At 73.9% G+C, this 15,913-nt stretch carries 14 protein-coding genes; 4 read left to right on the top strand and 10 right to left on the bottom strand.

All coding sequences use genetic code 11. The features are described 5' to 3' along the window. Window positions 1-24: 24 nt before the first annotated feature. The 7 genes from CFP66_RS41905 to CFP66_RS41935 form a co-directional block, all read right to left on the bottom strand. Window positions 25-1,044, bottom strand: a complete 1,020-nt coding sequence (locus tag CFP66_RS41905; protein WP_094930934.1) for a hypothetical protein — start codon at window positions 1,042-1,044, stop codon at window positions 25-27. Then, entirely contained in the window at window positions 1,041-1,757 is a 717-nt protein-coding gene (locus CFP66_RS41910; protein WP_158228429.1) for a DUF998 domain-containing protein, read from the bottom strand. The genes CFP66_RS41905 and CFP66_RS41910 overlap by 4 nt, the downstream gene beginning before the upstream one ends. Before the next feature lie 119 nt (window positions 1,758-1,876). Then, a complete protein-coding gene (locus CFP66_RS48315) occupies window positions 1,877-2,554 on the bottom strand; it encodes a hypothetical protein (RefSeq protein ID WP_158228430.1) in 678 nt (225 codons plus the stop codon). Window positions 2,555-3,854: 1,300 nt separating this feature from the next. After that, complete coding sequence (locus CFP66_RS41920) at window positions 3,855-4,739, bottom strand: RluA family pseudouridine synthase (protein WP_094930970.1); 885 nt, start codon at window positions 4,737-4,739, stop codon at window positions 3,855-3,857. Between the two features lie 37 nt (window positions 4,740-4,776). Beyond that, window positions 4,777-5,412: a signal peptidase II gene (gene lspA / locus CFP66_RS41925; protein WP_198962037.1), complete on the bottom strand. Its 636-nt coding sequence runs from the start codon at window positions 5,410-5,412 to the stop codon at window positions 4,777-4,779. Then, window positions 5,412-6,905, bottom strand: coding sequence for a potassium/proton antiporter (locus tag CFP66_RS41930; protein ID WP_094930938.1), 1,494 nt, complete (start codon window positions 6,903-6,905; stop codon window positions 5,412-5,414). Before CFP66_RS41930 ends, lspA begins: the two co-directional genes overlap by 1 nt. 128 nt (window positions 6,906-7,033) lie before the next feature. Then, complete coding sequence (locus CFP66_RS41935) at window positions 7,034-7,702, bottom strand: trans-aconitate 2-methyltransferase (protein ID WP_094930939.1); 669 nt, start codon at window positions 7,700-7,702, stop codon at window positions 7,034-7,036. 151 nt (window positions 7,703-7,853) lie between these two features. Between CFP66_RS41935 and CFP66_RS41940 the strand changes: the two genes are divergently transcribed. Genes CFP66_RS41940 through CFP66_RS41950 form a run of 3 tightly spaced genes read left to right on the top strand, consistent with a single transcriptional unit; the run spans window position 7,854 to window position 10,627 of the window. After that, window positions 7,854-9,188, top strand: a complete 1,335-nt coding sequence (locus tag CFP66_RS41940) for a sensor histidine kinase (RefSeq protein WP_094930940.1) — start codon at window positions 7,854-7,856, stop codon at window positions 9,186-9,188. After that, window positions 9,185-9,838: a response regulator transcription factor gene (locus tag CFP66_RS41945; protein ID WP_094930971.1), complete on the top strand. Its 654-nt coding sequence runs from the start codon at window positions 9,185-9,187 to the stop codon at window positions 9,836-9,838. The genes CFP66_RS41940 and CFP66_RS41945 overlap by 4 nt, the downstream gene beginning before the upstream one ends. Window positions 9,839-9,841: 3 nt before the next feature. Continuing rightward, entirely contained in the window at window positions 9,842-10,627 is a 786-nt protein-coding gene (locus tag CFP66_RS41950; RefSeq protein ID WP_143517578.1) for a DUF4097 family beta strand repeat-containing protein, read from the top strand. A gap of 8 nt (window positions 10,628-10,635) precedes the next feature. Here the strand turns inward: CFP66_RS41950 and CFP66_RS41955 are convergent, their stop codons facing one another. Next, entirely contained in the window at window positions 10,636-11,397 is a 762-nt protein-coding gene (locus CFP66_RS41955) for a bifunctional 2-polyprenyl-6-hydroxyphenol methylase/3-demethylubiquinol 3-O-methyltransferase UbiG (protein WP_158228431.1), read from the bottom strand. 159 nt (window positions 11,398-11,556) lie between these two features. On the opposite strand from CFP66_RS41955, the gene CFP66_RS41960 reads away from it, so the two are divergent. Continuing rightward, on the top strand, window positions 11,557-12,021 hold the full coding sequence (locus CFP66_RS41960; RefSeq protein WP_094930943.1) for a DIP1984 family protein: 465 nt from the start codon (window positions 11,557-11,559) through the stop codon (window positions 12,019-12,021). Window positions 12,022-12,316: 295 nt separating this feature from the next. Here CFP66_RS41960 and CFP66_RS41965 read toward each other — a convergent pair whose 3' ends face one another. Together CFP66_RS41965 and ileS are read right to left on the bottom strand one after the other, a co-directional pair. Beyond that, entirely contained in the window at window positions 12,317-12,580 is a 264-nt protein-coding gene (locus tag CFP66_RS41965; protein ID WP_233160162.1) for a DUF167 family protein, read from the bottom strand. 35 nt (window positions 12,581-12,615) lie between these two features. After that, window positions 12,616-15,801: an isoleucine--tRNA ligase gene (gene ileS / locus CFP66_RS41970; RefSeq protein WP_094930944.1), complete on the bottom strand. Its 3,186-nt coding sequence runs from the start codon at window positions 15,799-15,801 to the stop codon at window positions 12,616-12,618. Window positions 15,802-15,913: the final 112 nt, after the last annotated feature.

Genomic DNA, 15,913 nt, shown 5'->3' on the forward strand with positions numbered 1-15,913 from the left:
TCGAGTGGGTACCGGCGCTGGAACTCACCGGCGGTGCACGGGATCGGCCGGTCGCGGCGCCGCGACCGGCGGTGGGGTCTGGGGGGCCGGCAGCGGGTGGGCTGCGGCTCCGGGACCGGTGCGGGCGGCACGGGCGGCCGCCGCATCCGGGTGGTGGCGGGCGAGCGCGATCACGCCCGCCGTCGCCGTGATCGCGGCGCCCGCGAGCAGCAGCCACGTCTCGGCGGGAGTGGCGACCCCCTCACCGAGCAGAACCGCACCCAGCAGGACGGCCACGATCGGGTCGACGACCGTCAGGCAGGCGATGACCACCTCCGGCGGACCGGAGGCGAAGGCCTGCTGCACGAGCCAGCCGCCGACGAGCACAGCGGTGGCGATGCCCGCCACGGCGGCGAGCACGGGCAGCTCCAGCGGGCCGACGTCACCGGCGACCACCGACTGCGACACCGCCCGGACGAGGGCGGAGACGAGCCCGAACGCCACCGCGCCCGCCATCGCGCACGCCACGCAGCGGACCCAGCCGGAGCGGGCGAAGCCCACGCCTGCGAGCACGAGCACCACGCCCGCGACGATGAGGCTCGCGACCAGGGTGGCCTGGTCCGGCGGGGGCGAGCTCACGGCGGTGCCGACCGTGGCGCCGACGAAGACCGCGACGCCCGCCACGCTCAGCAGCACCCCGACGAGCACGCCGGGGGCCGGCTTGCGGTCGGTGCGGACGGCCGTGAGCAGGACCGCGATCGGGACCGCCAGCACGCCCAGCGGCTGCACGACCGAGAGCGGTGCCAGCACGAGCGCCGTGGCGTGCAGCATCGACCCGCCCGCGGCGAGCGCGAGGCCGGCGAGCCAGCCCGGCCTGCGGGTGATCGCCCGCAGGCCGCGCAGCGACACCGCCTTGCCCGGGGTGTCGTCGGCGGCGGGCCGCGACTCGGCGTTGACCGCACCGTGCTGCAGCACCGCAGCACCGGCGAAACAGCCGGCTCCGAGCACCGCGAGGGCGATCGCGAGGACGGTCGAGAAACCGCCGCCGGTCAGTGCGCTGATCATGCCGCGCCTCGCAGCTGCCTGGGCACCGGGACGGGCCCGGCGCAGTCGACACGGTCGACCGCGAGCCGGGTCGCCCGGGCCGTCATCACGAGTACCACCATCACCGCCGCACAGAGAACACGCTGCACCCCGCCGATGAGTGGAAATACCGGTGAACCGGCGATAACGATCGGGACATGGTTCAGCAAGAAGAACGCGCTGATCACGCCCGCGACCGCGGCTCCCCAGGACAGGGCGGGTGCGGCCGGGGCCCACGCCTCGGCGGACCAGGCCCGGCGCGCCACCAGCCACGCGGCCAGCGGCATGACCGCGAACGCCCAGGCGCCCGCGGCCCGGTGAACGGTCGAGATCACGCCGGGCGTCGCACCCACCGGGTGCGTCGGGAACACGGCCACGAGGACGAACGCCACGGCCGCCGAGACGAACAACGCGGCGGGCACCCGCGGGTGGGGCAGCCCGGCGCGGCGCAGGCCGGTGGCGAGCGCGACGCAGCCCACCGCCAGGCTGATCGCGGCCGTCCCGAGCAGGGCGTACCCGCCGGGCAGGAAGACGTAGTCACTGATCACGTCGGTCATCGGGTCGATCGACCCGATGCTGCTCAGGTGCAGGAAACCCAACGGCAGGAGCGCGACGATCGCGCAGGCGATGACGATCGCCTCACCCGCCCACGGGCCCTCCGCGGGCTCTCCTGCGGACCCCCCGGTCGACGTCATGGGGTCACCGTGCCAGCACGGCACTGAGAGGGACATCAGGATCTCCACCGAGTCCGACCGGGGGTATTCCCCCAGTCCCCCGATCGGGACGACCACGGCGGCGAGGGTCGCAGCGGCGGTCACGAGGGCGCCACCACCCCGTCGTCGGGCGGCGGGTCGGCACGCTCCACCTGCTCGTGGAGCAGCGGGGACAACGCCAGCTCCCGCGCGGTGACCCCCGGCGGGGCGGCGTGCACCGCCCGCACCCCCACAACTCCGGTCAGCACGTCGAGGCCGGCGCGGTCGGCCCGGACGACGAGGGCGAGCACGCACGGCGCGGCCGCGTCGGCGAGCGTCTGCGCCTCCACGGCAGCCACCGCCCCCGCCCGGCCCGACAGCTGCTGGGCGTCGACCTCGGCCTGCCTGCGGGCGTGCTCGCGCGCGGTGGCAAGCGCGGCCGGGGCCGGCGCCCCGGTCTCGAGAGGTTCGAACCGCAGCGCCGTCTGGACGCGCGGCAGCGGCACCCGCAGGACCGCGGTGACCGGCGTGGCCCCGCCGACGGCCGCCAGGGCGTCCGGAACGGGCTGCGCGGCCTCGAACTGCACCAGGGCGAGCACCGCCACGCCCGGCGCGGGCAGCTCCGCGGGCAGCCGGGCGAGGTAGGCACTCACCTCCTCCCCCGGCTCGGGGCCCAGGCGCACGGAGCCCGGCGACGGCGGCGGCGCGCTCTGCGGGAAGCGGGAACCCGCGTACCAGGCGGTGAGCAGCACGACGACCGCGCAGGCCAGCAGCACACCCGCCCGCACTCGCCCGGTCACGTCCACCCCCTGCTGCCGCGGGCGGGACGTCGCAGCGACATCGCGCCCGGCCCCTAGTGTCGGCCGTCCGGCCGACGGCGATGGCAGCGGGTCCGCGCAGCGCGACACCCGCACCCGCAGACCCCGACTCGCGGAGGCCGGGCGCCGCCCCCGTCCGCGAGTCGCGCGCGCAACACCCGCGAGTCGCGTGCACAGACCCGCGAGTCGCGCTCTGGATGCGGGAGTGTCGCGGGCTGCGACGCCTTCGTCGCTGGTGCCCGTTCGCCCGCGTCGATCAAGGCGGTGGTGATCGGTGTGAGTCGTACGCCAGGGCCCTCGCGACCGCACTCACGTACGCCTCGCAGGTGGGCTCGCCGCCATGATCGCCGGGAGTGGTGCGAGGGCGACAGATCTGTCGCCCTCACACCATTTCTGCTGATCATGGCCGTCGCACGGTCCGCCGAACGCCCGTTTCATGATCAGATAGACGTGGTGGGGCTCCAGGGAAGATCCAACCCCCATCACGTCTATATGGTCATGAAATCTCCTGTGGGCGCGCCGTTCCCGGCTCGAGACCACTGCCCCACACCCCGGCCGCGGCCTTCCGCGCAGTCGGCCGGGTACCCCGGCCCCTGCCCGTCGGCGGGGTGGCCGGGTTGGCAGAACTACCGAGTATCGGGGCTGGGTGGGCGGCCGTCCCCGGCGCGGGCCCAGGCCTGTCCTGGACGAGCCCGCCCCTGCTGCGTGCTCGCGCACCTTGCGGTGGTCCCGATCCACCCCTCCCTGGTGATCATCGGGCGGGTCCGAGGCGTGTCCACCTCTCATGATCGGCGGGATCGGGACACGGGCTGCAGGAGTGCAGTTCAGGTCCCTGGTTCGCTGATCAAGGCCGTTCTCGGAGGGGTTCGGGGACGGCACCACAGCCAGTTGCGCGGGCACCCGACAGGGACGTTCTCGTCGTAGACGGGCCTGGGCCAGGTCGGGAACGGCCGCCCGAACGACCACAATATTCGTGGCTTCTGCCCAACCCAGCCACCCTCGGCGCGGAGGCCGAGCCCGGCGCCGGTCCCACCGCGAGTGAGACCCCGGGTGCGGGTGGGGCAGGAGGTGTCGAGCCGGGAACGGCGCGCCCACCGCAACCCGACCTACGAGGCAGAGCCACGGGGAGCAGCGACAGCGCGGCGCCGGGTCGAGGCGTGCTCACGCACCACTTGTCCCGTCACGCCCCCGGATTCGCGCCGCGCACCCCGTCGACGGGTGGCGTCGGCGGAGAAGGAGTGCGTGGGCGCGGACCAGCCGCTGCACAACCAGGTGAACGCACTCAGTCGCGCAGCCGGTCGAGCGCACGCTCCAGGTCGGCCGGGTACGGGCTGGTGTACTCCACCCACCGCCCGTCCCCCGGGTGCTCGAAGCCGAGCCTGCGGGCGTGCAGCCACTGCCGCTCCAGGCCGAGGCGCTTGGCGAGCACCGGGTCGGCGCCGTAGGTGATGTCGCCGGCGCAGGGGTGGCGCAGCGCGGCGAGGTGCACGCGGATCTGATGGGTGCGCCCGGTCTCCAGCCGCACGTCCAGCAGCGAGGCCGCGCGGAACGCCTCGATCGTGTCGTAGTGCGTGACGCTCGGCTTGCCGCCCGCGACCACGGCGAACTTGTAGTCCTGGCGGGGGTGCCGGTCGATCGGGGCGTCGATCGTGCCGCTGGACGGGTCGGGGTGGCCCTGCGCCACGGCGTGGTAGCGCTTGTCGACCGTGCGTTCCTTGAACGCGCGCTTCAACGTCGTGTAGGCGTGCTCGGCGGCGGCCACGACCATGACGCCCGTGGTGCCGACGTCGAGGCGGTGCACGATGCCCTGCCGCTCGGCGGTGCCCGAGGTGGAGAGGCGGTAGCCCAGCGCGGCGAGCCCGCCCAGGACGGTCGGCCCGGTCCAGCCGGGGCTCGGGTGCGCGGCCACGCCGACGGGCTTGTCGACCACCACGATGTCGTCGTCGGCGTGCAGCACCGTGAGCCCGGCGACGACCTCCTGCGGACCCGTGATGGGTGCGGCCCGCTCGGGCTCGGGCAGGTCCACCTCCAGCCACGAGCCGGCGGTCAGCCGGTCGGACTTGCCGGCCGCGCGCCCGTCCAGGGCCACGCGGCCGTCCTCGGCGAGAGCAGCCACGGCCGTGCGCGAGAGGCCCAGCAGCCGCGAGAGGCCCGCGTCGAGGCGCATGCCGTCGAGGCCGTCGGGCACCGGGAGTTGGCGGGTGTCACTCACCGGCGGACCCACTCCGGCCCTCGCCCTGGGCGTCCGGGGCGGCGGGCTCCGCCTCGGCCTCGCCACGGCCCGGAGCACGCGTGCCGTCGAGCTCCCGGCCGAGCAGGGCGAGCAGCACGAGCAGTGCACCTCCGCAGACGATCGAGGAATCGGCCAGGTTGAACACGGGGAAGGCGCGACCGTCGGGCGCGAACACCGAGACGATGTCGACCACATGGCCGTGCAGCGGCCCGGGCGAGCGGAAGAACCGGTCGACGAGGTTGCCCAGCGCGCCGCCGAGCACCATCCCCAGCGCCACGGCCCAGCCGGTGGAGCGCAGCCGCCGGGCCACCCGGATGATCACCACGACGACGGCGCAGGCCACGATGGTGAGCACCCACGTGTAGCCGGTGGCGAAGGAGAACGCGGCCCCGGGGTTGCGCACGAGCTGCAGGTAGACCAGGCCACCGAGGAGCTCCAGGGGGGCGCGGTCCTCCAGCTGCGCGACCGCGACCACCTTCGTGACGATGTCGACGGCGAGCACGGCCACGGCGATCAGGGACAGCAGCCGGATCCTGGGCCCGGTCGCGCCGCTCGGCGCGACCCCGGGCCCGGATCGCTGACTCGCGTGCTCGCTCACGCCACCCATCATCCCCTACCGTCCGCAGCGTCCGGTCCGGCGTACCAGCGCGCCAGGCGCCCGCGCTCGTCGACGGCGCGGATCCGGTCCTCCGCGGCCTGCCGGGCGTCCACGGTCGTGACGACGAGCAGCTGGTCACGCTCGCGCAGCCGGGTCTCGGCGGTGGGGGTGAAGCCCTCGCCGTCGCGCACGACGAGGCTGACGGTCGCACCGCGGGGCAGCCGCAGCTCGCGCAGGTACACCCCGCGCAGCCGGGACCCGACCGGGACGCGGATCTGCAGGAGGTCAGCGCTCAGCTCGTCGAGCGGGGCGACCTCGACGGAGATCTCCCGCGGCTCGGCGGTGCGCGACACGCCGAGCTTGCGCGCCACCCAGGGCAGCGTGGTGCCCTGGAGCAGGGTGAGGAGCACGACCAGCACGAAGACGACGTCCACCAGCGCCGCCCCGGTCGGCGCGCCCTCCATGAACGCGATCAGCGCGAACACGATGGGCACCGCACCGCGCAGCCCTGCCCAGGACAGGAATGCCTGTTCACGCCAGGGGAGGTGGAACGGCACGGCGGCCACCAGCACCGACAGCGGCCGGGCGGCGACGACGAGCACCACGCCCGCGACGAGCGCCGGCACGACCGCGTCGACCAGCCGCGGGGGCGAGGCGAACAGGCCGAGCAGCACGAACAGCCCGATCTGGGCCAGCCAGCCCATCCCTTCGGCGAACGAGCGGACGCCCGCGCGGTGCGGGAGGTCGGCGTTGCCCAGCACCAGCGCGGCGACGTAGACCGCGAGCAGGCCCGACGCGTGCGCGAGCTGCCCCGCCGAGTAGGCCAGGACGCAGACGGCCAGTGCCGCCAGCGGGTACAGGCCGGTGGCGGGCAGCGCGGCGCGGCGCAGGGCCCAGGCCCCGGCGAGCCCGAACAGCGCGCCGACGATCCCGCCCGCCGCCAGCTCGTAGCCGATCAGCAGCGGGGTGAGCCAGGTGATGGGGTCGGTGGAGGCCAGCAGGATCACGGTGAGCACCACGGGCGCGTCGTTGGACCCGGACTCCAGCTCGAGCATCCCGGCCAGCCGCGGAGACACCCCGACCCCGCGCAGCACGCTGAACACGGCGGCGGCGTCGGTGGAGGACAGGACCGCGCCCCACAGGAACGCCGCCCGCCAGTCCAGGTCGAGCAGCAGGTGCAGGGCCACCCCGACGACACCGATGCTGACCGCGACGCCCAGGGTGGCCAGCGAGATACCCATCCCGAGCGAGGGGCGCACGGCGGTCCACCGCGTGGTGAGCCCGCCCTCGGCGAGGATCAGTACCAGCGCCGCCCAACCGATCGACTCGGTGAGCGCGGCGTCGGAGAACTCGATGCCGAGCACGGACTCCCCGAGCAGGATCCCGATGCCCAGGTAGACCAGCAGGGAGGGCAGCCCGAGCCGGACCGACACGCGCACGGCGAAGACCCCGAGCAGCACCACGGCGGCCACGACGCCGAGCGTGATCTCCAGGCTCGCCATGCCCACCTCCGCCCTGGATACCGTATCGGCGCAGGTGGGCGGGCCCGGCACGGGGGACGAACCGGGCGGTGCCGCCGCGGTGCGCGGCCCGCGGGGCGGCGGAGACGGCGGTCCCGGGCAACGGCGTGTCAGTCGGAGCTTCGCCCGCCGGTGCCCCAGTAGAACGGTCCGCTGGTCGGGTGCACCCGGATGTTCCATCCCAGTACCGAGAGCTCCCGCTCGAGTCCCTCAGCGGTGTGGGGAACCTTCACCGCGCGGTGCGGGGTGCCATCGCGCAGTCGGCGCTGGATCGTCGTCGAGGCCTGTCCCTCGATGAGCTCTTCCTCGGTGCGGTACGCGTCGTCGACGAACAGCACCCGGCCACCAGGCCGCAAAGCGTGATCGACACGATCCCAGAAGTCCGCGAAGCGGTTCCACGGCACGTGTGAGATCCAGAAGCCCATGAAGACGCCGTCGTAGCGGCGGTCCGGTCGCCAGGTGAACAGATCGGCCAGGACGAACCTCACCCGCTCGAGGTCGGCGGCGACTCGTTGCGCGGCCAGGGCCTGCATCTCCGGTGATGCGTCCACCGCGGTGACGGTGTCGGCGTGACGCAGTAGTCGCGGCGTCCAGGTGCCCGGCCCGCACGCCAGCTCCAGGACGTCACCGGCGGGAGCGAACTCCTCGATCGCCGCGACGAGCTCATCACCGCCGGGTTCGTCGAGTTGGCCGTCGAGATACTCGTCGGCGACGGCCCGGTAGTAGTCGATCTGCTCTGCCAACAGCTCCTGGTCGCCGCTGCCTGCGTCACCGTTCACCGTGTCCCCCGCTCCTCGACCGCCGGCCCGGTCGAAGGATGGACGTTGCCCCCGGGGCAGGGTCAAGCAGCCGCGTACGGGGGACAGCCCCACCCCCGAGCGGGGACTTGCGGGATGGTGCTCGCCCGCGCCGGGTCCTTAGCCTCTTCGCATGGTCATCGCCTCCCCGACGGAGCGCCTCCCGGTGCCGCGCGCGCCGCAGCAGGACCCGCTGCGCGCCCTGCTGGCCCCGGCCACGTGGCTCACCGCCGCGCACCTGCTGCTCGACTTCCTGCTGGGCGTGGCCTACGCGTTCGCGCTCGGCACGGGCCTGCTCTTCAGCATCGTCCTGCTGCCGTTCGCGCTGCTCGGGCTGCCGGTGTGGATCGTCACCACGTGGGTGAGCGCCGGTCAGGCCCGCGTCGAGCGGGCCCGCTACCGGCTGCTGCTCGGTGTGGAGATCGAAGCGCAGCCCATGCCGCCCGCCCAGCGCAACCCGCTGCGCTACGGCGGCGCGCTCATGCGGGATCCGGGCGTCCGTCGGCGCGCGGCCCACCAGGTGATCGCCGCACCGCTCGGGATGCTCACCTCCGGGATCACCTACTTCCTGCTCGTGGGCGCACTCACCCTGCTGTCGATGCCGCTGCTCACGTGGCTGGCGCCGGCCACCGGCACCACGGTGTTCGGCACCACGGCGTTCGCCATCCCGTTCGCCGACACGAGTGGCGGGCGCGCCCTGCTCGCCGGCCTGGGCCTGGTTCTGCTGCTCGTCGCCCCGGCCGTGCTGCGCGGGCTGGGTGCGCTGGACGTCACGGTCGCCCGCGCGCTGCTCGGACCGGTTCCCGAGGAGCTCGCGCGCCGCGTCCACGAGCTGGAGCGCAGCCGCGCCCGCGTCGTCGACGCGGGCGAGGTCGAGCGCCGCAAGCTGGAGCGCGACCTGCACGACGGCACCCAGCAGCGGCTGGTGGCCCTCGGCATGACCCTCGGGCGCGCCAGGACCCGCTACAAGCAGGAGCCGGAGGCCATCGGCCCGCTGCTCGACGACGCGCACCAGCAGGCCAAGGACGCCGTCACGGAGCTGCGCGGCCTGATCCGCGGGTTGCACCCACCGGTGCTCAGCGACCGGGGGCTCGACGCCGCCCTGTCGGCGATCGCCGTGCGGTGCCCGGTCCCGGTGCAGCTGACCGTCGACATCGACGAGCGGCCCAGCGCCACCATCGAGGCGATCGGCTACTTCGTGGTGGCGGAGGCGCTCACGAACGTCGCCCGGCACTCCCGGGCCACGCAGGCGTCGGTGACGGTGCGCCGGGAGGCCGCAGGCCCGGTGTGGATCACCATCGTGGACGACGGCGTCGGCGGCGCCGATCCCGACCGCGGCACCGGCCTGCACGGCCTGGCCGATCGGGTGTCGGGGGTCGACGGCCAGCTGCGCGTGGATTCACCCGTGGGCGGCCCCACCGTGCTCACGGTCGAGCTCCCGTGCGGGTCCGGGGCGCAGGCCCGATGACGGCTCCGCGGGTCACCGTCGCCGAGGATTCGGTGTTGCTGCGCGAAGGGCTGTGCCGGTTGCTCACCGAGGCCGGGTTCACCGTGGTCGACGCCGTCGGCGACGGGGAGGCACTGCTGCGTGCCGTGGGTGCGCAGCAGCCCGACGTCGTCGTCGCGGACGTCCGCATGCCGCCCACCCACTCCGACGAGGGCCTGCGCGCGGCGCTGGTGATCCGCTCGCGGTGGCCGTCGGTGTCGGTGCTGGTGCTCTCCCAGTACGTCGAGGAGCGCTACGCCACCGAACTGCTCGCCGGCGACACGCGCGGGGTCGGGTACCTGCTGAAGGACCGCGTGGCCGACGTCGAGACGTTCGTCGAGGCACTGCACCGCGTCTCGACGGGCGGCACGGCCCTCGACCCCGAGGTCGTCTCGCAGATCTTCGCCCGCTCCCGCCGCGCCGCGCCGTTGGCCGAGCTCACCCCGCGCGAGCGCGAGGTCATCGCGCTGATGGCCGAGGGCCGCTCGAACGCGGGGATCGCCGAGGCGCTCGTCGTGAGCGAAGGGGCGGTCGAGAAGCACATCAGCGGGATCTTCGGCAAGCTCGCGCTCCCCTCGGCGCCCACCGACCACCGCCGCGTGCTCGCCGTGCTGCGCTACCTGGAGGGCTGAGCCGTGACCGCACCCGCTCCCGCTCCGGTGAAGGCGCACCCCGCCGTCGTCGCGGCCGCCGTCCTGCTGGTCGTCCTGGTGTGCGGCACCGGGGCGGTGGAGATGCTGTCGCAGGTCGTGCGGACCACGCTGGAACGCACCAGCACGATCGCCCCCGCCGCGGACCGCTTCGTGGTCGACGCCGACATCGGTGACGTCACGCTCACCCCCAGCGCCGACGGGCAGGTGCACGTGCGCACGATCGTCCGCCACGGGCTGGGCGAGCCGGAGCTCGTCGAGGAGTCCACGCCCACCGGTGTGCGCCTCGACGTCCAGTGCCACGCCCTGCTCGATTCCCGTTGCGAGGTGGAGTACCTCGTGGAGGTGCCGCCTGCGTTCGAGGTGCAGGTCGGTGGCACCGCGGGCGACGTCGTCGCGAGCAGGCTGACGGGGCCGCTCACCGTCGACCGCATGACGGGTGACATCGCCGTCTTCGACATGGCCGGCCCGATCGACCTGCACACCAGCACGGGGGAGATCACCGCCGAGGACCTGCGCACCGAGGTGGTGAGCGTGGAGAGCGTCACCGGCGACATCCGCCTGGAGCTGCTCGCCGCCCCGCGTTCGCTGGATGTCCGGAGCATCAACGGCGAGATCAACCTGGCGGTGCCGGGCGACACGGGCTACCGCGTCGACGCGCGCACGCAGGAGGGTGAGGAGCGGGTGATGGTGGCCACCGACCCCGCGTCGCCGCGGATCATCCGAGCCGACGGCATCACCAGCGACGTGACCATCCGCCCCTCCCGCTGACCGCGCGCTCAGGCCACCGACCAGCGCAGCGTCGCGGCGAGCCGGGACCGTTCGAGCCCGTCCAGCGCCCCGGCGACCTCGGGTTCCGCCTCCGGCGGCAGGCACAGCCGTCGGGTCACCTCCGCGGCGTCCGAACGGCCGGGGCCGTCCGCCCGCTCCCACCGTTGCACGGCCGCGTTGATGCCGATCTCCCGCAGCACGGCGACCGCGTCATCGGTGGTGGCGGACGGCGGGCGCTGCAGGTCGTGGAACCGCAGCCAGAGGGGGTCGAGCCAGGCCATCGGGTGCTGCGCCATCATCTCGACGACCACGCCGCGGCGCGCCGCCGAGGTGAGGGCCCGGACGAACGGCACCAGGTCGACGACGTTGTGCAGCACGTGGTGGCAGACCACGACATCAGCCGTACCCGCCGACGCGGCGGCCTCCGGCCAGCGCCCGAGCACGGTCCGGTGCGGCACGCCGCGGGCACGGGCCTCGCCGGCGAACGCGTCGAGCATGTCCTGCTGCTGGTCGACCCCCGTGAGGTGGATGGCCGGCCCGGCCAGCGCGAACGAGGCGGCGCCACCGCCGCATCCCACGTCGAGCACGGTGCCGCTCTCGCCCAGGAGCTCGAGGGCGGCGGACCGGGACGGGGTGTCGACCGGCTCGGACGGCGCGGCGAAGCGGCTCACCTCGTGGTGCCAGGGGTTCGCCGCGGCCTTCGCCAGCACCTGCGCCGGAATGCCCCGGCCCTCCTGGCGCCCCGTCCACACCGCCGCCGCGTCGTCCACGTCCGCGAGTATGGCCCGCCACCGACCTCGCACCACTCCGAGCCGCACACCGCGGCTGCCCCGACCGCCGTCACTCCTGACTCGCCACGCGACAACCGGGTGGCGGCGGTGATCGCCACCGGGCATGCTCGGCGCCGGCAGACGGACGGAGGTGGGGTCGTGAAGCTGGCAGAGGCGCTCGCGGTGCGGGCGGACGCACGCCGCCGGGTCGAGCAGCTGCGTGCCCGGATCACCGGGAGCGCCCGCTACCAGGAGGGCGAGGAACCGCCGGAGGACGCGGCCGCGTTGCTGGAGGAGGCGGACGAGGCGCTCGACGAGCTCGAGGAACTGATCCGTCGGATCAACCGCACGAACGCGGCCACCGACCTCGGCGCCGACGGCACGATGACCGACGCGCTCGCGCGCCGCGACGTGCTGCGGATGCGCCACGCCGTCCTGACCGGCTCCGCCGACGCCGCAGCCGGGCGGGGTGGCGGGTACCGGCAGCTGCGCTCCGAGCTGCGCCAGCTGTCGGCACTGCCGGTGGCCGACCTGCGGCGGCGGGCCGACGGGATCGCCCGGGAGACCCGGGAGCTCGACGCCCGGATCCAGCAGGCGAACTGGGAGGTCGAGCTGCTCGACTAGACCGATCGGCCGGACCGGGCTGCGGGAGCAGGTACCCGGACGGGGAGCGGGCACGAGCCCGACGGGGCCGGCGGGCGCAATCCGGCCTCTCCTGGGTGCGTGAAGGGCAGCGCAGGGGGTTCGATTCCCCCGTCGCACGACTCATGCCCAGCACCGCGCACAGGTGATCCGCGCACGCACCACCGCGCACCACCACGTGCCGACCCCGCCCGGGGAGGGTGGGTAAGGGGCCCCGCAACCCGGTCCGGCCGGCGTGATCACCTGCGGTTCCGGCCGTGCCGTTCGGGCAGCCCGATCAGTCCAGGAACTCGGCCAATCGGGCGGTGACCTCCTCCTGGTCGCCACGCACCGCGACCACCTTGTCCCGTCCACGCGTCCCGGCGACGATCTCGACGTCCCTGCGGCGCACCCCGAACGCGGCGGCCAGCGCCGCGACCACGGCGGCGTTCGCCGCCCCTTCCACGGCGCGGGCGCGCACGGCCACGACGAGAGCCGCGGCGCGCGGGCCCGCCCAGGTGCCACCGACCGCATCCCGGCGCGCACCGGGCCGGACCCGCACCGAGATCCGCACCACTGCGCGCCCGCACACGCGGCTCAGGCCCGGGCGACCAGAGCCGCGAGCTCGGCGCTCGCCCCGTCCGGAGCGGCGACGGTGCCGCGCAAGGTCGGTTCACCCACCGCGCCGTAGCTCACCGACACCGCGAGGACCTCCCCCGCGACGAACTCCTCGTGTGTGCGCACGGCGCCGAGCACCCCGGCCGGGCCGTCCACGGTGAGGGCGATCCGGTCGGCGACGTCGAGACCCGCGTCGCGGCGGGCCTGCTGCACCACCCGCACGACGTCGCGGGCGGTGCCCTCGGCGGCGAGCTCCGGCGTGATCGTGGCGTCGAACACGACGAGACCGGTGGCGCCCGGGAGCGCCGTGGTCGAGTCCGGGTCGGTTGCCACCAGCTTCTCGGTGAACTCGCCCTCGAAGAGCTCGATTCCCGCCGCGGTCACGGTGCCGCTGTCGCCCCGGGCCCACTCCCCCGACTTCACCGCCCGGATCACCTTCTGGGTGTCGCCCCCCAGCCGTGGACCGCAGGCACGGGCGTTCACCGCCACCTCGAAGCGCCCGTGGGCGGAGACGTCGGTGGTCAGCGCAACATCCTTGACGTTCACCTCGTCCCGAAGGATGTCGGCGAACGACGCGAGCGACTCGGCGTCCGCGGCGGCCACCGTGAGCCGGGCCAACGGCAACCGCACCCGCAGCCCGCGCGCCTTGCGCAGTGAGAGCGCGGCCGAGGCCACCTGCCGCACGCGTTCCATCGCCGCCACCAGCGCGTCGTCGTGCGGGAGCTCGGCCCCGCGCGCAGCGTCAGCGACGGTGTCGCCCGGCCAGTCGGCCAGGTGCACCGAGCGCTCGCCGGTGAGCCCCTGCCAGATCTTCTCCGTGGTGAGCGGCAGCAGCGGGGCGGCGACCCGGCAGGTCACCTCCAGCACGGTGTGCAGGGTGTCGATCGCGTCGTCGTCGCCGGCCCAGAACCGGTCCCTCGACCGCCGGACGTACCAGTTGGTGAGCGTCTCGGCGTGGTCGCGCACCCGCTCGCACGCGCCGGCGATGTCGTAGACGTCGAGCGCGGCCGTGAGCTCGTCGACGAGCGCGGCGGTGCGGGCGAGCACGTACCGGTCCAGGACGTGGGGGGAATCCGTGCGGCGCACGCCGCGACGGCCCGCGTAGAGCGAGAGGAAGTACCAGGTGTTCCACAGCGGCAGGATCGCCTGGCGCACACCCTCGCGGATGCCCTGCTCGGTGACGACGAGGTTGCCGCCGCGCAGGATCGGGCTCGCCATGAGGAACCAGCGCATGGCGTCGGAGCCGTCGCGGTCGAACACCTCGTTGACGTCCGGGTAGTTCTTGCGCGACTTCGACATCTTCTGCCCGTCGTCGCCCAGCACGATGCCGTGCGCGACGCAGGAGCGGAACGACGGGCGGTCGAACAGCGCCGTGGCCAGCACGTGCAGGGTGTAGAACCAGCCGCGGGTCTGCCCGTTGTACTCCACGATGAAGTCGCCCGGGTAGTGGTCCTCGAACCATTCCGAGTTCTCGAAGGGGTAGTGGACCTGCGCGAACGGCATCGAGCCCGACTCGAACCAGCAGTCGAGCACCTCGGGCACCCGGCGCATCGTGGACTTCCCGCTCGGGTCGTCGGGGTTGGGCCGGGTGAGGTCGTCGATGTAGGGCCGGTGCAGGTCGGCGGGCCGCACGCCGAAGTCGCGCTCCAGCTCGTCGAGCGAGCCGTAGACGTCCGTGCGCGGGTAGGTGGGGTCGTCGCTCACCCACACCGGGATCGGCGAGCCCCAGTACCGGTTGCGCGAGATGGACCAGTCGCGGGCACCCTCGAGCCACTTGCCGAACTGGCCGTCCCGGACGTGCTCCGGCACCCAGGTGATCTCCTGGTTCAGCTCCACCATCCGGTCGCGGAACGCCGTGACCTGTACGAACCAGGAGTCGACGGCGCGCTGGATCAGCGGGTTGCCACAGCGCCAGCAGTGCGGGTACGGGTGGTCGTAGGTCTCGTGGCGCAGCAGCACGCCCTGCGCGTGGGGCGCGCCGCGCTTGAGGTCGGCGATGATGTGGGGGTTCGCGTCGAACACCTGCATGCCCGCGTACGGGGGCACGCGCTCGTCGAACTCGCCCTTGCTGTCCACCGGCACGACGACCTCGATGCCCGCCGCGTCGGTGACGACCTTGTCCTCCTCACCGAACGCGGGCGCGATGTGCACGAGCCCCGTGCCGTCCTCGGTGGTGACGTAGTCGGCTGCCAGCACGCGGTGGGCGTTCTCCCGACCGGTGAAGAAGTCGAACGGCGGGGTGTAGGCCAGGCCCAGGAGCTCGGTGCCGGGGAGCGTGCGCAGGACCTGCGGCTCCTCCCCCAGCTCGCGGGCGTAGGCACCGACTCGTGCGCTCGCCAGGACGTAGCGCTCACCGTTGGCGGCGACCAGTGCGTACTCGACCTCGGGGTGCACCGCCATCGCGAGGTTGGACGGCAGCGTCCAGGGCGTCGTGGTCCAGATCAGCGCCAGCGCGCCGTCCAGGTCGGATCCCGGCGCCGCGAGCTTCAGCCCGACGGTGACGGCCGGGTCCTGCCGGCCGAGGTAGACGTCGTCCATCTTGGTCTCGGTGGCCGACAGCGGGGTGCCGTCGTGCCAGCAGTACCAGAGGACGCGGAAGCCCTGGTAGACCAGGCCCTTGTCCCACAGGGTCTTGAAGGCCCACATGACGCTTTCCATGTAGTCCAGGTCCAGCGTCTTGTAGTCGTTGTCGAAGTCGACCCAGCGGGCCTGGCGGGTGACGTAGTCACGCCACTCGCCGGTGAAGCGCAGCACGGACGTGCGGCAGGCCTCGTTGAAGGCGGCCACGCCCATCTCGTCGATCTCGGACTTGTCCTTGATCCCGAGCTGGTGCTCGGCCTCGACCTCGGCGGGCAGGCCGTGGGTGTCCCAGCCGAAGCGCCGCTCGACCCGGCGGCCGCGCATCGTCTGGTAGCGCGGCACCACGTCCTTGACGTAGCCGGTGAGCAGGTGCCCGTAGTGCGGCAGCCCGTTGGCGAAGGGCGGGCCGTCGTAGAAGACGAACTCGTTGCTGCCGTTCTCTCCGGACGGCCGCGCCTCGACGGAGGCGCGGAAGGTGTCGTCGGCGTTCCAGGCGCCGAGGACCTCGCGTTCCAGGGCGGGGAACGACGGGTGCGCCGGTACGGCGGGGTAACGCTCCTCGCGCGGTGCGGCGGATTCGCTCATCTGGTGCTCCTCGTGCTGGCTCGTGCTGCTGCCTGCACGGGGACGACGTGAACGCCGCGGTACCACCCCGCTTGCCGCCCGTGTGTGGACGGCCTCTCATCGGACGGCTGTG

It is taken from the genome of Pseudonocardia sp. MH-G8, assembly GCF_002262885.1.
Taxonomy (GTDB): Bacteria; Actinomycetota; Actinomycetes; order Mycobacteriales; family Pseudonocardiaceae; genus Pseudonocardia.

Bases quoted from the DNA above. Each gene is read 5' to 3' on its own strand.
- ileS (WP_094930944.1), bottom strand. From the start codon at position 15,801: ATGAGCGAATCCGCCGCACCGCGCGAGGAGCGTTACCCCGCCGTACCG.
- lspA (WP_198962037.1), bottom strand. From the start codon at position 5,412: ATGGGTGGCGTGAGCGAGCACGCGAGTCAGCGATCCGGGCCCGGGGTC.
- CFP66_RS41910 (WP_158228429.1), bottom strand. From the start codon at position 1,757: ATGACGTCGACCGGGGGGTCCGCAGGAGAGCCCGCGGAGGGCCCGTGG.
- CFP66_RS41905 (WP_094930934.1), bottom strand. From the start codon at position 1,044: ATGATCAGCGCACTGACCGGCGGCGGTTTCTCGACCGTCCTCGCGATC.
- CFP66_RS41945 (WP_094930971.1), top strand. From the start codon at position 9,185: ATGACGGCTCCGCGGGTCACCGTCGCCGAGGATTCGGTGTTGCTGCGC.
- CFP66_RS41940 (WP_094930940.1), top strand. From the start codon at position 7,854: ATGGTCATCGCCTCCCCGACGGAGCGCCTCCCGGTGCCGCGCGCGCCG.
- CFP66_RS41920 (WP_094930970.1), bottom strand. From the start codon at position 4,739: ATGCGCCTCGACGCGGGCCTCTCGCGGCTGCTGGGCCTCTCGCGCACG.
- CFP66_RS41930 (WP_094930938.1), bottom strand. From the start codon at position 6,905: ATGGCGAGCCTGGAGATCACGCTCGGCGTCGTGGCCGCCGTGGTGCTG.